The following is a 15,518-nucleotide window of genomic DNA, read 5'->3' as shown; positions in this document are numbered from 1 at the left end:
TTCTCCTAGTCTTTCTGTTTTCGCGGTCACGTCGCAGTCCAGATCGGCGCGCGTCCCGCAGCAAAAGCCGAAGCGCCTTCACGGGCATCGTTCGAATCGAAAACGGGCATCACGATCTCGCGTGCCCGGGCAAACGCCTCGGCCGGCGCCCACGCCGGAGACTCGTCGATCACGCGCTTGCTGGCTCGTACGGCAAGTGGGCCGTTGGCGGCAATCTCCTCGGCGAGTTCGATGGCCGCCTGAAGTACCGCGCCCTCCGGAGCGAGGCGATTAACCAGTCCGAAAGGTTGCAATTCGACTGCAGTCATTGCCTTTCCGGTGAGCGCCATCTCGATCGCCACGGCCCGCGGAATCCGTCCGGGAAGCCTGGTCAATCCACCAGCTGCAGCCACCAGCCCACGCCGAACTTCCGGAAGCCCGAAGGTCGACGTCGGCGAAGCAACTATCAAATCGGCGGCCAGAGCGATCTCGAATCCACCGGCCAATGCAGGACCATCGACCGCCGCGATCAGCGGCTTGGTCGGTGGAGCCTCCACTAGCCCTGCAAAACCGCGACCCTCGACACGCGGGCTCTCCCCACGTAGAAATGCCTTCAAATCCATTCCAGCGGAGAAGAAACCGCCGGATCCGGCAATCACTCCAACGCGCAGAGAAGGGTCTGATTCCAGCCGGTCGACAGCTCGAGCGATCGCATGAGCAACCACACTGTCGACCGCGTTACGGACCTTCGGACGATTCAGAGTGATCACGAGCACCGAGCCGACAGCTTCGGTCAGTACCGATGCCTCCGTCATAGCAACCGCGGCACTCAACGCGGACCCATTCGGATGGCACCGTCCAAGCGGATAGTTTCGCCGTTGAGCATTCCGTTCTCGATAATGTGCTCCGCCAGTGCCGCAAATTCTGCGGGGTCGCCGAGCCTACGCGGATGCGGGACCGACGACGCCAAGGCTTCACGAATATCGTCCCTCGCATTGAGGAGCAGCGGTGTGGCGAACACCCCCGGGGCAATTGTGCAGACTCGAATAGCCACGCCGGCAAGATCTCTGGCTGCCGGCAACGTCATGCCGACGATACCCGCCTTGGACGTAGCGTAGTTGATCTGCCCGATCTGACCTTCGAACGCCGCAACGGATGCCGTCAAGACGCACACGCCGCGGTCACCTTCGAGTAGTTCGTTGGTGGCCATCGTCTCGGCCGCATACCGCAGCACGTTGAATGTGCCGATCACGTTCAGGTTCACGACGGATTCGAAGGGTTCCAGCGGGGCGGCCTTTCCTTCCTTGGTGAGGATCCGCATCGGACGTCCACGGCCGGCGCAATGTACTACTGCCCGGACCGGTCCCCATTCTGCCGCACTCGCGAAAGCCGCTGCGACAGACTCTGAATCGGTCACGTCGGTAGCCACAAAGTTGGCCGCCGGGCCGAGGGCCTGCGCTTGCTCGGCACCGGGCGACTGGGGAAGGTCGAGAAGGGTTACGGTAGCCCCGGATTCGACCAACCGAGTGGCCGTGGCCAGGCCGAGCCCGGAGGCCCCACCGGTGACGACTGCATTGATTTCTTTGATGTGCATGTCAGTTACAGTCCCATCGACTTCGAGATAACACTTTTCATTACTTCGCTTGTGCCACCGAAGATTCGGGTGACGCGGGCATCGGTGTACAGACGCGCGATGGGGTATTCGCTCATGTAGCCGTAACCACCGTGGATCTGCAGACACTTGTCGATTACCCGCGCCTGCACCTCGGTGCAGAACAGCTTCGTCTTCGCTGCGTCTGCGGGGCTGAGCGTGCCGGCATCGAGCGCGACCAGAGCCTGGTCGATCAATGCCTGACCGGCTGCAAGTTCTGTCGCGCAGTCCGCGAGAACAAATTTCGTGTTCTGGAAGTCTGTGAGCGGCTTACCGAAAACAACGCGTTCCCGCGCATAGTCGATGGCAAGGTCGACCGCTGCGGTCGCGGTCGCCTGAGCGGTGATGGCGATCGAGAGGCGTTCCTGCGGCAGGTTGTGCGCCAGCATGGAGAACGCGTTTCCCTCCTCCCCGAGGATGTTTCGTGCCGGGACTCGAACATTCTCGAAGAGCAGTTCGGCAGTGTCACTCGACTTCATGCCGATCTTGTGGAGATTGCGTCCCCGACTGAATCCCTCCATGCCCGCCTCGACCACGATCAACGACAGGCCACTACGCCGATTTTCGGCATTGCGTGAGGTACGTGCAACCACAATCACCAGGTCGGCATTGATGCCGCCGGTAATGAACGTCTTACTGCCGTTGAGGATGTAGTCGTCACCCTCCCTTACTGCGGTAGTCGTCACGCCGGCCAGATCCGAACCGATTCCCGGTTCGGTCATCGCGATGGCACTGACCAGGCCGCCGTCCGCGAAACCCGGGAACCAGCGGTTGCGCTGCTCGTCGTTCGCATATTCCAGGAAGTACGGAAGTACGGTGTTGAGGTGCACCTGGAAGCCTCCGAGTGACGCAGCAGCGTAACCGATCTCCTCGTAGACAACCGTATTGAACAGGAAGCTGTCGATTCCTCCACCACCGAATTCTTCGGGTACCTGAAGGCCGTTGATACCGATCTCCGCCGTTTTCCGGTAGAAGTCACGGGGAATGCAACCGGCTTCCTCCCAGTCCGCGAGGTTGGGCACGATCTCCTTGGCGATGAACTGGCGCACCGAGTCCCGGAACGCGTCGTGGTCGTCGTTGAAAATGTTGCGTTGCATAGTAAATACCTTCGTTCTGGCAACGGGTCGATCCAGCTACAGGAACGACAGCAGTTGGGTTTTGGCCTTCAGTGCAGTGCGATCACGCCGTCAGCAGCGAGTGCGGAAATGGTCTCCGCCGCGTAGCCGAGTTCGAGAAGAAGTTCTCCGGTGTGCTGGCCGAGGTTGGGCGTTCCGGCGGTGGGAGGCTTCGGAATGCTGGCAAGGTGCCACGGAGTGCCGAGGGTGGTGACCGATACGCCGTCCGGTTGACTCACCTCGATGAAGATCCCCGACGCCTCGACGTCCGGACTCCGCATCGCTTCGGCGTAAGTATTGATCTTGCCGGCGACGACGCCGTTTGGCGTGAGCAAGCCCATCGCTTCGTCGCTTGTCATAGTCGCGAACACGGAATGTAGTTCCGCGAGCATCGCTGTACGGTTCTCCACGCGCGCTTTGTTATTGGCGAATCGCGGATCGTCCGCAAGTTCCGATCGGCCCAGCAAATCGCACAGTCGCCGGAAGTGAATCTCGGAGTATGCGGAGAGGACAAGACTTCCGTCCTGGGTCGGCATGATGTCCGCGGCCGGCGCGACGGTCGGTTGCCCGTTTCCCCGACGCTTCGGCTCCTGCCCCGTCGTGAGGTACGCCCCCCAATTCGGAGCCTGAAGGTGGATAGCCACCTCGAGCAGCGACACCTCCACGGTGTCACCCTCACCCGTACGCAATCGCCGGATGTATGCACCGAGAATCGCCTGAGCACACACGTAAGCAGTTGCAGCATCTACGATTTGGGATCCAACCTTCTGCGGTTCCCCGTCGGCTTCTCCAGTCACCCACATCAGACCACTCTCGGCCTGCGCGGCGATATCCAGCCCGGCACGGAATTTCGAAGGGCCGTGCAGTCCGAAGCCACTGACCGTCGCGTAGACGATCTCCGGATTCCTCAATCGCACGTCGTCGGCTCCGAGTCCGAACGAATCCATCACACCGGGCCGGAGATTCTGCAAGACGATATCTGCACCCGCAATCAACTGCCGCGCAATCTCTTGTCCACGGGGGTCTTTCAGATCGACTGCGATGTCGCGCTTGTTGCGGTTGTACGTCTGCAACATCGCGTCGCCGTGAGGTCCGATGCCTCGAGCTGCCTCGCCGTGAATGGGCTCGACCTTGATGACATCGGCTCCCAGGTCTACGAGTACCTGCGCGGCTGCCGGAGCTGCGATGAACTGCCCGAAGTCGATGACGCGGACTCCGTCCAAAGGCTGGTCTGTCATGCTGACTCCTCGACTCGACTGCGAATGAGATTGATGTCGCGCTCCGGATTGACCATGAAGACCGCGATGGCACTGCCGACGATCATCAGGATTCCGCTCATGAGGAATCCGGTTCCGTAGCCGGTGATCTTGTCGACGGAATTGCCGACCGAGAACCCGAGCACCAGTGGTGCTGCCATACCGGAGATGCTCGAAACAGCGCCCAGCCCACCGAGAACCATGCCGCGCTTCTTCGACTGCACAACATCGGCGATGGCCGCCAGTGCCACACCGAAGGCTGCGGTGTTGAGCGAGAATGCCAACGAGATCAAGATGATCTGCAGGACGCCTTGCTGGAGCAGGGTAAATCCGACCATCGCGATACCGGCACTGGAAATGAGGCCGGCCGAGAGGTAGCCGCGGGCGACCCGACGGCTGACACCGCGGGAGATCAAACGGTTCGACAGCCAACCGGCTCCGATCGCACCACCGGCGGCAAGTGCGTAAGGCAGCATCACGAGCCGGCCCGTGGTCAGGGTGTCGTAGCCCAAACCATCAGTCAGGTAGACCGGCAGCCACGATACTTTGAGCGTGGTGGACCAGTACGAGCAGAACATCAGAAGTGCGATACCGGCGACCGTGCCCGTCTTGAGAATGACACGGTACGGCGCATCCACGGCATCCACGACAACAGCGGGCCGCTTCTCCGAATTCGGCTGGGCCGCAGTGAGTTCCGTGGGAGCTGCCCTGCCAAGAATCAGCCAGCCCACGACCCAGGCCAACCCCATGGCAATGAGCACGTAGAAGGCGGCGTGCCAACTCCAGGCAACGATGATCCACGTCAGCACCGGGGCTGCGATCAGAGTGCCGATCGAGGCACCAGCTGTTACGAAACCTCCTGGCATAGCTCGCTTTTCCGGAGGAAACCATGAATGGACTGCGTGGTTCGCAAGAGCAAACGCCGGACCTTCGGCAAAACCGAGGACAACCCGGCAGGCAATCAATACACCGAAACTGACCGGACTGAGTAGCGGAACCATCGTGGCCACCCAGATCAGCACCAACCCGGCCAGTAGCCACCGGATGTTCACCCGGGAAGACAACGCACCGAAGATCAAAGCGCCGGCCGCGAAGAGCCAGAAGAAGCTGCTCTGAACGAGGCCGAACTGCTGAGGCGACAACCCCAGGTCCTTCTGAATTTGAACGCCGGCAAAGGCGATAACCGACTTGTCGGCATGGTTGATGAGCATGAAGATGACGAGCATTCCGGTGATCACCCAGGCCCGGCGCATCGTCGATGGCGGCGACTTCGAGAGGGTGGTCGCAAGCGTTTGTGTCATGAGGTCCCTTCGAGAACGGAACGGATCACCTCACAAGTGGACAGCAGCGGTGTGCTCTGAACTTTCCTGGCAGGGACCGTCCGTCTGGAAGATGCGACCTGCGCCCACATTGGGTGTGACTTGGTACACACCATTCAAGGCCGCGGGACCGATACGGTCAAAGACGAAAGAACTGGGAAGTCACTGCAATTACCTATATATCGAGAGCAGCCCGGGCGTTCTCGTCCCGCATATGACTGTCCGTCGTATCTCGGATGAATTTCGCCGAATCAACAAGCGACCGTCCAGTTTTCATCTGCTCGGCGATAGCCTCGGCAAATCCCGCGATCGAGTCTCGCGAGCAGGACAAGAATTGATCGGCAGCCTCACTCATCCGGCCCGGCCGGGAAATGACACCCATCCGGCGTGTCATCGCCGGAGACAATTCCCGCACGACGCCGCCACGCAACAACGCGTCGAGGCCGCTACGCAACGGAACAATGGCTGACCCGCCGCCGGAGAGGACGATGGGGAGCACTGCGCCGCGGTGCCGGACCTCGACGGCCACATCGGGCTCAACCCCGTTGAGACGCAACGAGTGATCGATGAAGTCGCGGTCCGGCGTACCCCGCTCGCTCATCACGAACGAAACACCGGAAAGTTCTCCTACCGGAACCGGATCCGGCCAGCGAGCCTCAGTACCCGGCGGGGAAACGAGGACCAACTGCTGATCGATCAACTCCTCGCTGTCCAGATTCTCAGTAGGCATCGGTAGGGACAGAAAGCCCAGTTCACATGCGCCGGATCGAACCAGCGCAACAACATCGGCAGTGGAATCGCGCTCCTCGACATGAAAGCGGACTTCGGGATGCCGGCGACGAAACTTCGAAACCCACACGGACAAGGGATCGGAGCAGAGATCCGACAGTGACGCTATGTCGATACGGCCACCACGCATCGCCCCGACGTCCCGTACTGCAGTTTCCGCGGATGCAACTTCCCGGAGGATCATTCGCGCCGGACCCACCAACGCCTCTCCGGCGGGTGACAGCACCAAACCTCGTCCGACACGATGGAACAACTCCGTACCGAGATCACTCTCCAGCTTTCGCACTGCCTGGGAGAGCGAGGGCTGCGCGACTCGGAGTTCGCTGGCCGCTCGGGTCACGCCACCACAGTCGACAACTGCAAGGAAGTACTCCATTTGACGAAGATCCATGTGCTGAATCTACGTCTTCGGCAACAGTGCACAGATCTCGATTTCGCAAAATCCGCCCCTACTATTGACGGATCGGGTCGCCATGCTTGACGGTATGAGACATGCTGAAGTTGCGTAGCGCGGTTCTGAACGGATACGTCGAGGTCGCAGAGTCGGTTGGACTGAACCCCTACCCGCTGATGCGAGTCTCGGGGATCGACCCGGCGACGTTTGCCGCCACTCAGGGCTGGATTGCCGCAAAGTCGGTGAGCGAGCTGCTCGAACTCTCCGCATCTCAGTCCGGCCGCGACGATTTCGGCATCAGGATGTCCGGCGATCGCGGTGTATCAAATCTCGGACCGGTGGGCCTGATCGCCCGCGAGGAGCCGGATGTACGCAGCGCTCTGGGAATTGTCTTGCGCCACATGAAATTACACAACGAGGCAATTCGTCTGAGCCTGACCGAATCGCGAGGACTGGCCACGATTCAAGTCTTGTCGGCAGACGGGATAACCCTCGGACAGCAATCGATCGAACTGGTCGTCGCATCAATCGTCCGGATCCTGTCCGATTTCTTGCCCGACGGATGGCTTCCGGTATCGACCTGCTTCACCCATGCGATGCCGGCCGATAACACCAGGCACATCCAGGCCCTCGGCCCGTCCATCTCCTTCAATCACGAGATTGACGGGATCATCATTGCCACAAGCGATTTGGACGCACCAAACCGACTGTCCAACCCAGTTCTACGGCCATACGCCCAGGAATACCTCGGACTACTCGCGCCACCCGAGAACCCCTCCACCGTCGGACAGGTCCGAGATCTGATTGCCACCCTCCTGCCCACCGAGCATTGCTCGGCCACCCGAATCTCCCACAGCCTGGGGATAGACCGACGCACGCTACACCGGCGATTGGCCCAGGCCGGGGAAAGCTACTCCTCGATCCTGGACTCGGTTCGCAAGGAGCACGCACGCGCATCAATCGAACGTGGGGATCACTCACTCACCGAGATCTCCACGGAACTCGGATTCTCGGAGCTGAGTGCATTCTCCCGATGGTTCCGTCAACAATTCGGATCGAGCCCGAAGGCCTGGTCAGAACTTCAACTCGAGTAAACGCACCAACAAACGACGTCCCAAACCGTCAATATTTTCGTCCCAATCCGTCAAGTATGACACTCCCAACCCCGCTATCGTGATCTGCATCACCTCGAAGTTCCAGTGCCGGTCACATCACAGGCATTCGGTTCTCGCAGCCCTCACGAATGGAGTCACGTTATGCATTTCCACGACGACGCACTGTTCCCCGAGACCCAGGAAAAGCTGGTCATCACCGTCGCACCGTACGGCCCCGAATGGGAACCGGACGACTTCGCCGAAGACCTGCCCCTGACGATGGACGAGCACGTCCAGACCGCGGTGGACTGCTACAACGCCGGCGCGACGGTCCTGCACATCCACGTCCGCGAACTCGACGGCAAGGGCTCCAAGCGACTCTCGAAGTTCAACGAACTGCTCGGCCGCCTCCGCGAAGCAGTGCCGGACATGATCCTGCAGGTCGGCGGCTCCATCTCCTTCGCCCCGGAAGGTGAAGGCGCCGACGCGAAGTGGCTTTCCGACGACGTCCGCCACATGCTGGCGACGCTGGATCCGGCACCGGATCAGGTGACGATCGCGATCAACACCAGCCAGATGAACATCATGGAGTTGATGACGCCCGACGACACCGCGGGGACGTCGATGGACCGCCCGGAGTTGGCGAACACCTACCGCGAGATGGTCGTTCCGGCCGGCCCCGAGTGGGTCGAGGAACACCTGCGCCGCCTGCAGGCTGCGGGAATCCAGCCGCACTTCCAGCTTTCGAGTATTCCGCAGCTCGAGACGGTGGAACGGTTGATCCGCCGCGGTAAGTACACCGGTCCGTTGAACCTGACGTGGGTGGCGATCGGCGGCGGTTTCGACGGCCCGAACCCGTACAACATGATGAACTTCGTCTCCCGCGTTCCGGACGGTGCGTGTTTGACGCTCGAGACGTTGATGCGCAGTGTGTTGCCGGTGAACACGATGGCGACGGCGATGGGTTTGCATGCGCGGTGCGGTAACGAGGACACGATCTGGGGTCGTCGGGGCGAGAAGATGACGTCGGTTGCGCAGGTCGAGCAGGTGGTTCGTATTGCTCGTGAGTTGGGTCGTGAGGTGGCGACGGGTAAGGAAGCTCGCGATATCTATCGGATCGGTCAGACGTATGCCGATGCTGACGAGACGTTGGCGCGGTTGGGCTATGCGCCGAATCGTCGTGTCGGTCAAGTCGGTTTCACCCAGCACGCCTAGCTCCCGCTCTCCCATCTCATAGATCGAACTGAGGAAAAGTTATGGTGCTGCACGCCGAACCGACCAAAGCGCAGGACGAGACGTCGACGCCCGGGCGGAAACGACGGATCTATCCCTGGATAGTCCTTGCGCTGTGCTTCGGACTTCTGTTGTCGGACTACATGTCCCGTCAGGTTCTGAGCTCCGTCTTCCCGATCCTGAAAGCCGAATGGGATCTCTCCGATTCACACCTCGCATCGCTGAGTAGCGTCGTCGCTCTGATGGTCGGCCTGCTGACCTTCCCGCTCTCGATCCTGGCCGATCGTTGGGGTCGGGTGAAGAGCCTGATCCTCATGGCCGTGTTGTGGAGCATCGCCACACTGCTGTGCGCGATTGCCCAGTCGTACGAGCAGATGCTCGGCGCACGCTTCCTGGTCGGAGTCGGCGAAGCAGCATATGGCAGCGTCGGAATTGCAGTGGTGCTCAGCGTGTTTGCTCCTCGGGTGCACGCTGCACTGGCAGGCGCTTTCATGGCCGGCGGTTCGTTCGGATCCGTGATCGGCGTCGCGATCGGCGGCTTCATCGCGGTTCAGTTCAGCTGGCGCTGGTCTTTTGCCATCATGGCTATTTTCGGACTCATCCTGGTGGCCCTGTTCCGCGCTCTGGTCACCGAGAAACGACTGGCAAAATATGCCGTCGAAGGACCTCCGGCAGCGATCGGCGACGCAGAGTCGGTGAGTAGCTACCGCGCCCCACTCTCCAGCCTGTTCACCAACCCTGCCGTCATGTGGACCTACGTCGGCAGCGGCCTGCAGATGTTCACTGCCGCAGTACTTCTCTCCTGGATGCCGAGCTTCTTCAACCGGTACTACGGCCTGGGCCCCGACAAAGCGGGAGCAGTCGCATCCGTCTTCGTACTCCTCGTCGGCAGCGGAATGGTCGTGTGCGGCTTCATCACCGACCGGGTGAGCCGAAACAACCCGGCTACCAAGTGGACCTCGGCAACCGCCTACTGCCTCATCGCGCTCACTTGCTTGGGCGTGGGCTTCAGCCTGGGGAACGGCCCTATCCAACTGATCCTGATCGGTATCGGCGCGTTCTTCTCGGCCGGATCTTGCGGCCCAGCTGCCGCGATGGTCGCCAATCTCACGCACACCAGCATCCGCGCTTCGGCAATGGGCACGCTCACCGTTGCAAACAACCTCCTCGGACTTGCCCTGGGCCCCTTCGTCATCGGAGTCCTCGCCGACCACCTCGGCCTTCTCGGCGCACTGCGCATCGCGCCGCTGTTCTACATCCCCGCAGCCGCGGCAATGTTCCTGGGACGCCGTGCGTTCCCGGCCGGCCTGCGCAAACTCCAGGAACTACGCCCGGCCGACGCCGCGGCCGGAATCGAGGGAAAATGACCATGCCCGAAAACAGCTACCCCGTCGTCGAAGCGATGAAGGCCGGCGGAGGCTGGAATGAACTCTGGGACGAGCTTCTCGAGATGGATCCGGAGTGGACCGAGCTGTACATGAAAATGGCGATGCAGCCGTACCAGAGCGGAGTCCTCTCCCCCAAAGTCATTCAGCTGCTGTGCATCGCCGTCGACGCCTCCGCCACCCACCTGTATGCACCGGGCACGCGGCGACATATCCAGGCCGCCTTGGACATCGGGGTGACGCCCCAAGAGATTCTCGAAGTGCTCAAGCTGGCCACAGTTGTCGGCATTCACTCCTGCAACCTCGGCGTTCCGATCCTGGCCGAGGAGATGGAAGCCTACAAGCAACGTCAGGCTGCCGCTTAACCTGTGCTGAAACGTCAACGGGCCCCTACTCGCGTAGGGGCCCGTTTGCATTCTTGTTACAGAAGCGCCTGTACCGCACCGAGTTCTCGCTTGAGAATCTTTCCGGTAGCGGTCATCGGAAGCGTCGGAACAAATTCCACACGACGCGGATACTTGTACGCTGCCATCTGCTCTTTCGACCAGGCGACAAGTTCCGCTTCGGTAATCTGCGCAGTCGGCTCGAGAATGACGAAGGCCACAACTTCTTCACCGTGGCGTTCGTCGGGAACCCCGATCACCGCGACCAGTGACACGGCCTCGTGACTCAGCAGAACTTCTTCGACCTCACGGGGATAGACATTGAATCCACCACGCACGATCATGTCCTTCGCGCGGTCGACGATGTAGAAGAAGCCGTCCTCGTCGACTCGCGCCAGGTCACCGGTCCGGAACCAGCCGTTGCGCATAACCTCCGCTGTGGCTTCGGGACGGTTGCAGTAACCCTTCATGATGTTGTGGCCACGAATAGCGAGTTCCCCCACCACATCCGGGCCGGAAACGGTGTTCCAGTCCGCGTCGACAAGACGTGCCTCGATACCCCAGACCGGCACACCGATCGAACCTGGCCGGGGGTCACGCTCGGGGTCGCTGAACAACGCCAACGGAGAGGTCTCGGACAGCCCGTACCCTTCGAGGATTTGAACCCCGAAGCGCTCCTTGAATCGCGTCAGAATCTCGACGGGCAGTGCGGCGCCACCGGAGACCGCCTTGCGCATGTTCCGCGCGATCTTCTCGACATCCACGTTTGCACCGTCGAGCGCGCCGAGAAGTCCCCAGTACATGGTGGGTACGCCGGCAAAGACGGTGATGTTCTCGCGCTCCATCAATGCCAGTGCACCTGCAGCGTCGAACCGCGGCACCAGTACCAGGGTCGAGCCCACCGAGATCGCGGAGTTCATGGCGACGGTCTGCCCGAAGGAGTGGAACAGCGGGAGTGTGATCAGGCATCGATCGAGTTGTGTTGGGGTGCTCTCGAACAGTCGGTTTGCCGAGAGCGCGTTGAGCACCATGTTGGAGTGCGTGAGCTCGGCACCCTTGGGCTTTCCGGTGGTTCCACTGGTGTAGAGGATCACTGCGCCATCAGTGGGTTCGCGCACAACCGAATCGAACTGGTCGGTCGAGTCAGGCAGAGCACCCAGCGCATCCTCGAGCGTCTCGACTCCGGGAATCGACGAGGGCGCACCCTCCGCGGCGCTGATCAGAATCATGTCGCGGCAGGTCGCCGTCTGCTCGAATCCGCCGTGTCCGTACTGACCGATCGGCATCTCGGGGCTACCCTCGAAGCAGAAGTAGACCTTCGCCTCGGAATCAGTGAGGTGGTACGCGATTTCACGTTCCTTGAGCATCACGTTGAGCGGTACGACAATCGCACCCGCCTTGAGGATGCCGTTGTACACGATCGGGAACGCGAGGATATTCGGGCAGGACAGCGCCACCTTGTCACCCGGTTCCACGCCACGTGAAACCAACAGATGCGCGATCCGATTTGCCTGCGCGTTCACCTGCGCATACGTCAGTCGCTTGTCTCCGAGGACAAGCGCGTCGCGATCAGGATACCGACGGGCGGAATCTTCCAGCAAGACAGCAAGGTTGAGCATTACGACTTCTCTTTCACTTGATTTCGAGCGAACAACGTTCGGGGGCATGGGCGTCTCCGCTCCATGCCCCCTTGACCTAGTAGGTCAACTACACACGCTTCAAGCGTACGCAGCCAACCTGAGATGACCCCAACTCACGGCTTCAGGCTCACCTCAGCCAGCTTGCTCAGTCCGCCGGCGTAGTGGCGCCGTCCGATCAGCAGAATCACTATCGCGATGACGTAGGCGAACGGAATCCACTGCAAGGCACCCAGCAGACCTAGTCTGTCGGACACAAATCCGACGACGAGGGGACCCAACGCCAGACCGAAGATGTTGTTGGACAAGGTCCCGACGCCGAACGCCGATGCACGAATGGAAGGATGAGTGAGGCTGGCGGTGATCGCGGTGACAGCGCCGGCCGCGCCCGAGCAGAAGAAGGCTCCGATCCCGATCAGCACCAACTGCACCGGCCCGGTATCGAGTCCGAACCCGATAAACAGTGTGGCGAGCGAGATCGCCGGGTACGTCACCGCAGCGAGCCATCGACGCGCCGGATTGTCGCGGCTGATCCGGTCTGCCCCGATACCGCACAGCACCATTCCGGCGCCGATCAGCAGTACGAAACCGGAAGAGGCGAGTCCAGCAGCACTTGCCTCCATGTCGTAGTAGCGGTTGAAGAAACTCGGCAACCACACGAGCAGAACTCCGGAGACGAAGAGTTGAAGACCCCCACCGATGTACACACACATCAGCGAAAGGTTGTTGAACAGACTCGAGAGAGGCGCTCGCGCAGTGTCTGAACTTGTCGTGACAGCGACGTCGGGGTCGTCCGCCCGGTTCTTGTCGATGCGCCCTTCGGTAACCACGATCCGCAGGATGAGGGCAAGTACGAGGCCGACTACTGCCATGAAGACAAACGCCGACCGCCATCCGAAGCGATCCGCGACTATGCCACCGAGCGCAACGCCGATTACCGATCCGAAGTACGTGGAAGCCATGAACGCGCCACTAAGCGAGGCGTGCAGACGAGGAGCGAACATGCTGAGCATGACCGCCATACCGACACTCGCATAGGCCGCCTCACCGAACCCGAGAAGCAGACGGGCACCGAACATTTGGCCGTAACTGGTGGCCGCTGCGCTCAGGAGTGTCGCGACACTCCACACGACCGCCATGAGAACCACACTGCGAACACGCCCCCACCGATCCGCAAGGAGAGACAACGGCAGAGCAAGCACACCGACGATCAGCGCGACTACGCTTGTGAGCGAGGCAAGTTGAGAGTCAGACAGTCCCCACTCCAGCTTCAACAGCGGAAATACCGCGCTGAGAACTTGCCGGGACATGTAGTCCGACATCATCAGCCCGGAAATCAACACGAAGACGATCCAGGGAAACGCCCTTGACGCGGCCTTCATCTCAGTCGATCGTCTTTTATGTTCGTCCACTTGCATTTTCAGCGCCATCAGCACTCCTGTTCAGACGGCCGGCGGACGGAACCTCGCGCCTTGCCGATCACTGTCACTCCCGGGCCTTGTCGATCAGGTCTTGGACCAATTCCTCGGCCCGCGGCCAGTATCCGTACCCCGCAGCGGGATTCAGGTGTCCTACCTCGCCGAGATCGAGCACCTGGCTGCCCCATCCTTCCGCCAGACCGACTACTCGACGATAGTCCGCCAGCGGATCGTTGCGGCTAGCCGCGACCGTGCTGGGGAACGGCAGGCGCTGCCGCGGTACCGGCATCCATCCGTTGTCCTGCAACTGTTCCTGCGTCGGATACGGCTCCCCCATCGGAAAGTCGAAATCCGGCGGTGTGACAAGAAGAGCCCCGGCGATCGGGCGACTGTGTTGCCGGGCCCAGTGCGCTGTGATCATCACACCCGCGCTATGCGCCACCAGGACAACAGGTCCCTCAATGTCAGAGAGCACCGCATCCAATGCGGCAACGCGCGAATCGCGGCTGAGTTTGTCGTGTTCGAGCGGCGGAACAGACCGCACTTTGTCGAGTTTCTTCTCGAGGTGCGTCTGCCAGTGATCCTCGACGTGGTCACGTAGACCCGGGACCAGCACTACCGTCGGTGATTCGATCATCAGGAACTCCGTACTTCTGTTGTGTCAGTTGACAATGACTGCCTGTGCAGCTTCTGGGGACGAACAAAGTTCGGGGGCATGAAGGTCACCCTCCATACCCCCGAACTCTGTCCCTCATCTACATGAACTCAGTCGTGCTGGGTGAAACCGAGCTGACCCGCACGACGATTCGGCGCATACCCCAACCGCGCCAACGTCTCATCAGCATCCGCGTACGTCTCACCGATCCGGTAGATGTCGCGGGCTTCCTTCGCAGTAGCCACCTCCCGGCCCAGCTCGTTCGCCACCCGCACCAGCTGACGCACCTGCTCCGCGGAGGTGATCTTGACCTCGCCCGACGGCGCCCACAGGTTGTCCTCGTTGCCGCAACGCGGGTGCAGACCCATGGCGATCGCCATCGTGTTCACCGGCAATACACTGCGCATCAATGTTTCGAGCGTCAAGCACGCACCGTCCGGAACCCGGCGGATGAACTCCATCATGTTGTACGGATTCGGACCGTCGAAACCGCCGCCGATCGCCACCCAGGTCAGGTTCAACGGACCGGTGTAGAAACCGCGGCGGATCAACCGTTCCACCGTCTCGAGCTGCGGAATGCTGGAAAGCTGGAAGTGCGGCTGGATTCCCGCGGCCTGCAGGCGGCGCAGGTGTTCCTCGACCCACTCGGGGCCGGCCGGGACAACCATCTCCCGGTACGTGTGGGCCAGATCCGCGTTCTCCAGCGAGGTGCCCTTGATATCGCCCGGGGTCATCAGGTCCATGATGTTCATCTGGCTGGTGTTGATCGCGATCGTCACCTGGTCCGGTGCCGGATCCAACGTCGCCAACATGTGGCGGACATCGTCGGACAGCCACTTCGCATCTGCCCCTTCACCTTCCGGAGCGAAGGAGATCGAGCCGCCGACCTGCAGGATCATGTCCGGCACCGCTTCGCGGAGGCGGCCGAGCAGTTCGTTGAACTTCGAGAGCCGCTTGGAGCCCTTTCCGTCGAGCTCACGGACATGAATATGGAGCACGGTCGCGCCGGCTTCGAAGCAGTCCACCGCCTGCTGGACATGCTCATCCATCGTCAGGGGCAGGTCCTCGGGGAAGTCCTCGACCGCCCACTCCGGGCCGTACGGTGCGACGGTGATGACCAGCTTGTCCTGGACCTCGGGGAACAGTGCGTCGTCGTGGAAATGCATAACGTGACTCCAATCGGAAAGTACGTGAAATTTCAGTCGATACA

14 protein-coding genes are annotated in these 15,518 nt (G+C 61.1%); 4 read left to right on the top strand and 10 right to left on the bottom strand.

Annotation, left to right across the window (positions count from 1 at the left end; all coding sequences use genetic code 11):
- Positions 1-26: 26 nt before the first annotated feature.
- The 6 genes from BDB13_RS06005 to BDB13_RS05980 all read right to left on the bottom strand — a co-directional run bounded on the left by BDB13_RS06005 (position 27) and on the right by BDB13_RS05980 (position 6,500).
- Complete coding sequence (locus tag BDB13_RS06005) at positions 27-794, bottom strand: crotonase/enoyl-CoA hydratase family protein (RefSeq protein ID WP_094270842.1); 768 nt, start codon at positions 792-794, stop codon at positions 27-29.
- Between the two features lie 14 nt (positions 795-808).
- Positions 809-1,573, bottom strand: coding sequence for an SDR family NAD(P)-dependent oxidoreductase (locus tag BDB13_RS06000; RefSeq protein ID WP_094270841.1), 765 nt, complete (start codon positions 1,571-1,573; stop codon positions 809-811).
- Between the two features lie 5 nt (positions 1,574-1,578).
- On the bottom strand, positions 1,579-2,727 hold the full coding sequence (locus BDB13_RS05995) for an acyl-CoA dehydrogenase family protein (protein WP_094270840.1): 1,149 nt from the start codon (positions 2,725-2,727) through the stop codon (positions 1,579-1,581).
- A 68-nt stretch (positions 2,728-2,795) separates the two neighbouring features.
- On the bottom strand, positions 2,796-3,983 hold the full coding sequence (locus BDB13_RS05990; protein ID WP_094270839.1) for a CaiB/BaiF CoA transferase family protein: 1,188 nt from the start codon (positions 3,981-3,983) through the stop codon (positions 2,796-2,798).
- The gene (locus BDB13_RS05985; protein ID WP_094270838.1) at positions 3,980-5,302 is read right to left on the bottom strand and encodes an MFS transporter; all 1,323 of its coding nucleotides are present in this window, start codon (positions 5,300-5,302) and stop codon (positions 3,980-3,982) included. The genes BDB13_RS05990 and BDB13_RS05985 overlap by 4 nt, the downstream gene beginning before the upstream one ends.
- 193 nt (positions 5,303-5,495) lie before the next feature.
- Positions 5,496-6,500, bottom strand: coding sequence for a LysR family transcriptional regulator (locus BDB13_RS05980; protein WP_176459533.1), 1,005 nt, complete (start codon positions 6,498-6,500; stop codon positions 5,496-5,498).
- Between the two features lie 101 nt (positions 6,501-6,601).
- Between BDB13_RS05980 and BDB13_RS05975 the strand changes: the two genes are divergently transcribed.
- From BDB13_RS05975 to BDB13_RS05960, 4 genes are all read left to right on the top strand, one after another.
- Positions 6,602-7,597 carry an AraC family transcriptional regulator gene (locus BDB13_RS05975; protein ID WP_094270837.1) on the top strand — a complete coding sequence of 332 codons (996 nt, stop codon included), beginning with the start codon at positions 6,602-6,604 and terminating at the stop codon, positions 7,595-7,597.
- Positions 7,598-7,759: 162 nt separating this feature from the next.
- Positions 7,760-8,812 (top strand): 3-keto-5-aminohexanoate cleavage protein, encoded by a 1,053-nt coding sequence (locus tag BDB13_RS05970; RefSeq protein ID WP_094270836.1) that lies wholly within the window; start codon positions 7,760-7,762, stop codon positions 8,810-8,812.
- A 41-nt stretch (positions 8,813-8,853) separates the two neighbouring features.
- The gene (locus tag BDB13_RS05965) at positions 8,854-10,197 is read left to right on the top strand and encodes an MFS transporter (protein WP_094270835.1); all 1,344 of its coding nucleotides are present in this window, start codon (positions 8,854-8,856) and stop codon (positions 10,195-10,197) included.
- Positions 10,194-10,580 carry a carboxymuconolactone decarboxylase family protein gene (locus BDB13_RS05960; protein WP_094270834.1) on the top strand — a complete coding sequence of 129 codons (387 nt, stop codon included), beginning with the start codon at positions 10,194-10,196 and terminating at the stop codon, positions 10,578-10,580. The genes BDB13_RS05965 and BDB13_RS05960 overlap by 4 nt, the downstream gene beginning before the upstream one ends.
- A 56-nt stretch (positions 10,581-10,636) precedes the next feature.
- Here the strand turns inward: BDB13_RS05960 and BDB13_RS05955 are convergent, their stop codons facing one another.
- From BDB13_RS05955 to BDB13_RS05940, 4 genes are all read right to left on the bottom strand, one after another.
- A complete protein-coding gene (locus BDB13_RS05955) occupies positions 10,637-12,217 on the bottom strand; it encodes a long-chain-fatty-acid--CoA ligase (protein ID WP_094270833.1) in 1,581 nt (526 codons plus the stop codon).
- Between the two features lie 134 nt (positions 12,218-12,351).
- A complete protein-coding gene (locus tag BDB13_RS05950; RefSeq protein ID WP_254922726.1) occupies positions 12,352-13,617 on the bottom strand; it encodes an MFS transporter in 1,266 nt (421 codons plus the stop codon).
- Between the two features lie 103 nt (positions 13,618-13,720).
- Positions 13,721-14,290, bottom strand: a complete 570-nt coding sequence (locus tag BDB13_RS05945; protein ID WP_094270831.1) for an RBBP9/YdeN family alpha/beta hydrolase — start codon at positions 14,288-14,290, stop codon at positions 13,721-13,723.
- 128 nt (positions 14,291-14,418) lie between these two features.
- Positions 14,419-15,474, bottom strand: coding sequence for a 3-keto-5-aminohexanoate cleavage protein (locus BDB13_RS05940; protein WP_094270830.1), 1,056 nt, complete (start codon positions 15,472-15,474; stop codon positions 14,419-14,421).
- Positions 15,475-15,518: the final 44 nt, after the last annotated feature.

Origin of the sequence: Rhodococcus sp. OK302 (genome assembly GCF_002245895.1) — a bacterium.
In the GTDB taxonomy this organism is placed as follows: Bacteria; Actinomycetota; Actinomycetes; order Mycobacteriales; family Mycobacteriaceae; genus Rhodococcus_F.
This window is presented reverse-complemented; position numbering and strand designations above follow the sequence as displayed.

Bases quoted from the DNA above. Each gene is read 5' to 3' on its own strand.
- BDB13_RS06005 (WP_094270842.1), bottom strand. From the start codon at position 794: ATGACGGAGGCATCGGTACTGACCGAAGCTGTCGGCTCGGTGCTCGTG.
- BDB13_RS06000 (WP_094270841.1), bottom strand. From the start codon at position 1,573: ATGCACATCAAAGAAATCAATGCAGTCGTCACCGGTGGGGCCTCCGGG.
- BDB13_RS05995 (WP_094270840.1), bottom strand. From the start codon at position 2,727: ATGCAACGCAACATTTTCAACGACGACCACGACGCGTTCCGGGACTCG.
- BDB13_RS05990 (WP_094270839.1), bottom strand. From the start codon at position 3,983: ATGACAGACCAGCCTTTGGACGGAGTCCGCGTCATCGACTTCGGGCAG.
- BDB13_RS05985 (WP_094270838.1), bottom strand. From the start codon at position 5,302: ATGACACAAACGCTTGCGACCACCCTCTCGAAGTCGCCGCCATCGACG.
- BDB13_RS05980 (WP_176459533.1), bottom strand. From the start codon at position 6,500: ATGGATCTTCGTCAAATGGAGTACTTCCTTGCAGTTGTCGACTGTGGT.
- BDB13_RS05975 (WP_094270837.1), top strand. From the start codon at position 6,602: ATGCTGAAGTTGCGTAGCGCGGTTCTGAACGGATACGTCGAGGTCGCA.
- BDB13_RS05970 (WP_094270836.1), top strand. From the start codon at position 7,760: ATGCATTTCCACGACGACGCACTGTTCCCCGAGACCCAGGAAAAGCTG.
- BDB13_RS05965 (WP_094270835.1), top strand. From the start codon at position 8,854: ATGGTGCTGCACGCCGAACCGACCAAAGCGCAGGACGAGACGTCGACG.
- BDB13_RS05960 (WP_094270834.1), top strand. From the start codon at position 10,194: ATGACCATGCCCGAAAACAGCTACCCCGTCGTCGAAGCGATGAAGGCC.
- BDB13_RS05955 (WP_094270833.1), bottom strand. From the start codon at position 12,217: ATGCTCAACCTTGCTGTCTTGCTGGAAGATTCCGCCCGTCGGTATCCT.
- BDB13_RS05950 (WP_254922726.1), bottom strand. From the start codon at position 13,617: ATGAAGGCCGCGTCAAGGGCGTTTCCCTGGATCGTCTTCGTGTTGATT.
- BDB13_RS05945 (WP_094270831.1), bottom strand. From the start codon at position 14,290: ATGATCGAATCACCGACGGTAGTGCTGGTCCCGGGTCTACGTGACCAC.
- BDB13_RS05940 (WP_094270830.1), bottom strand. From the start codon at position 15,474: ATGCATTTCCACGACGACGCACTGTTCCCCGAGGTCCAGGACAAGCTG.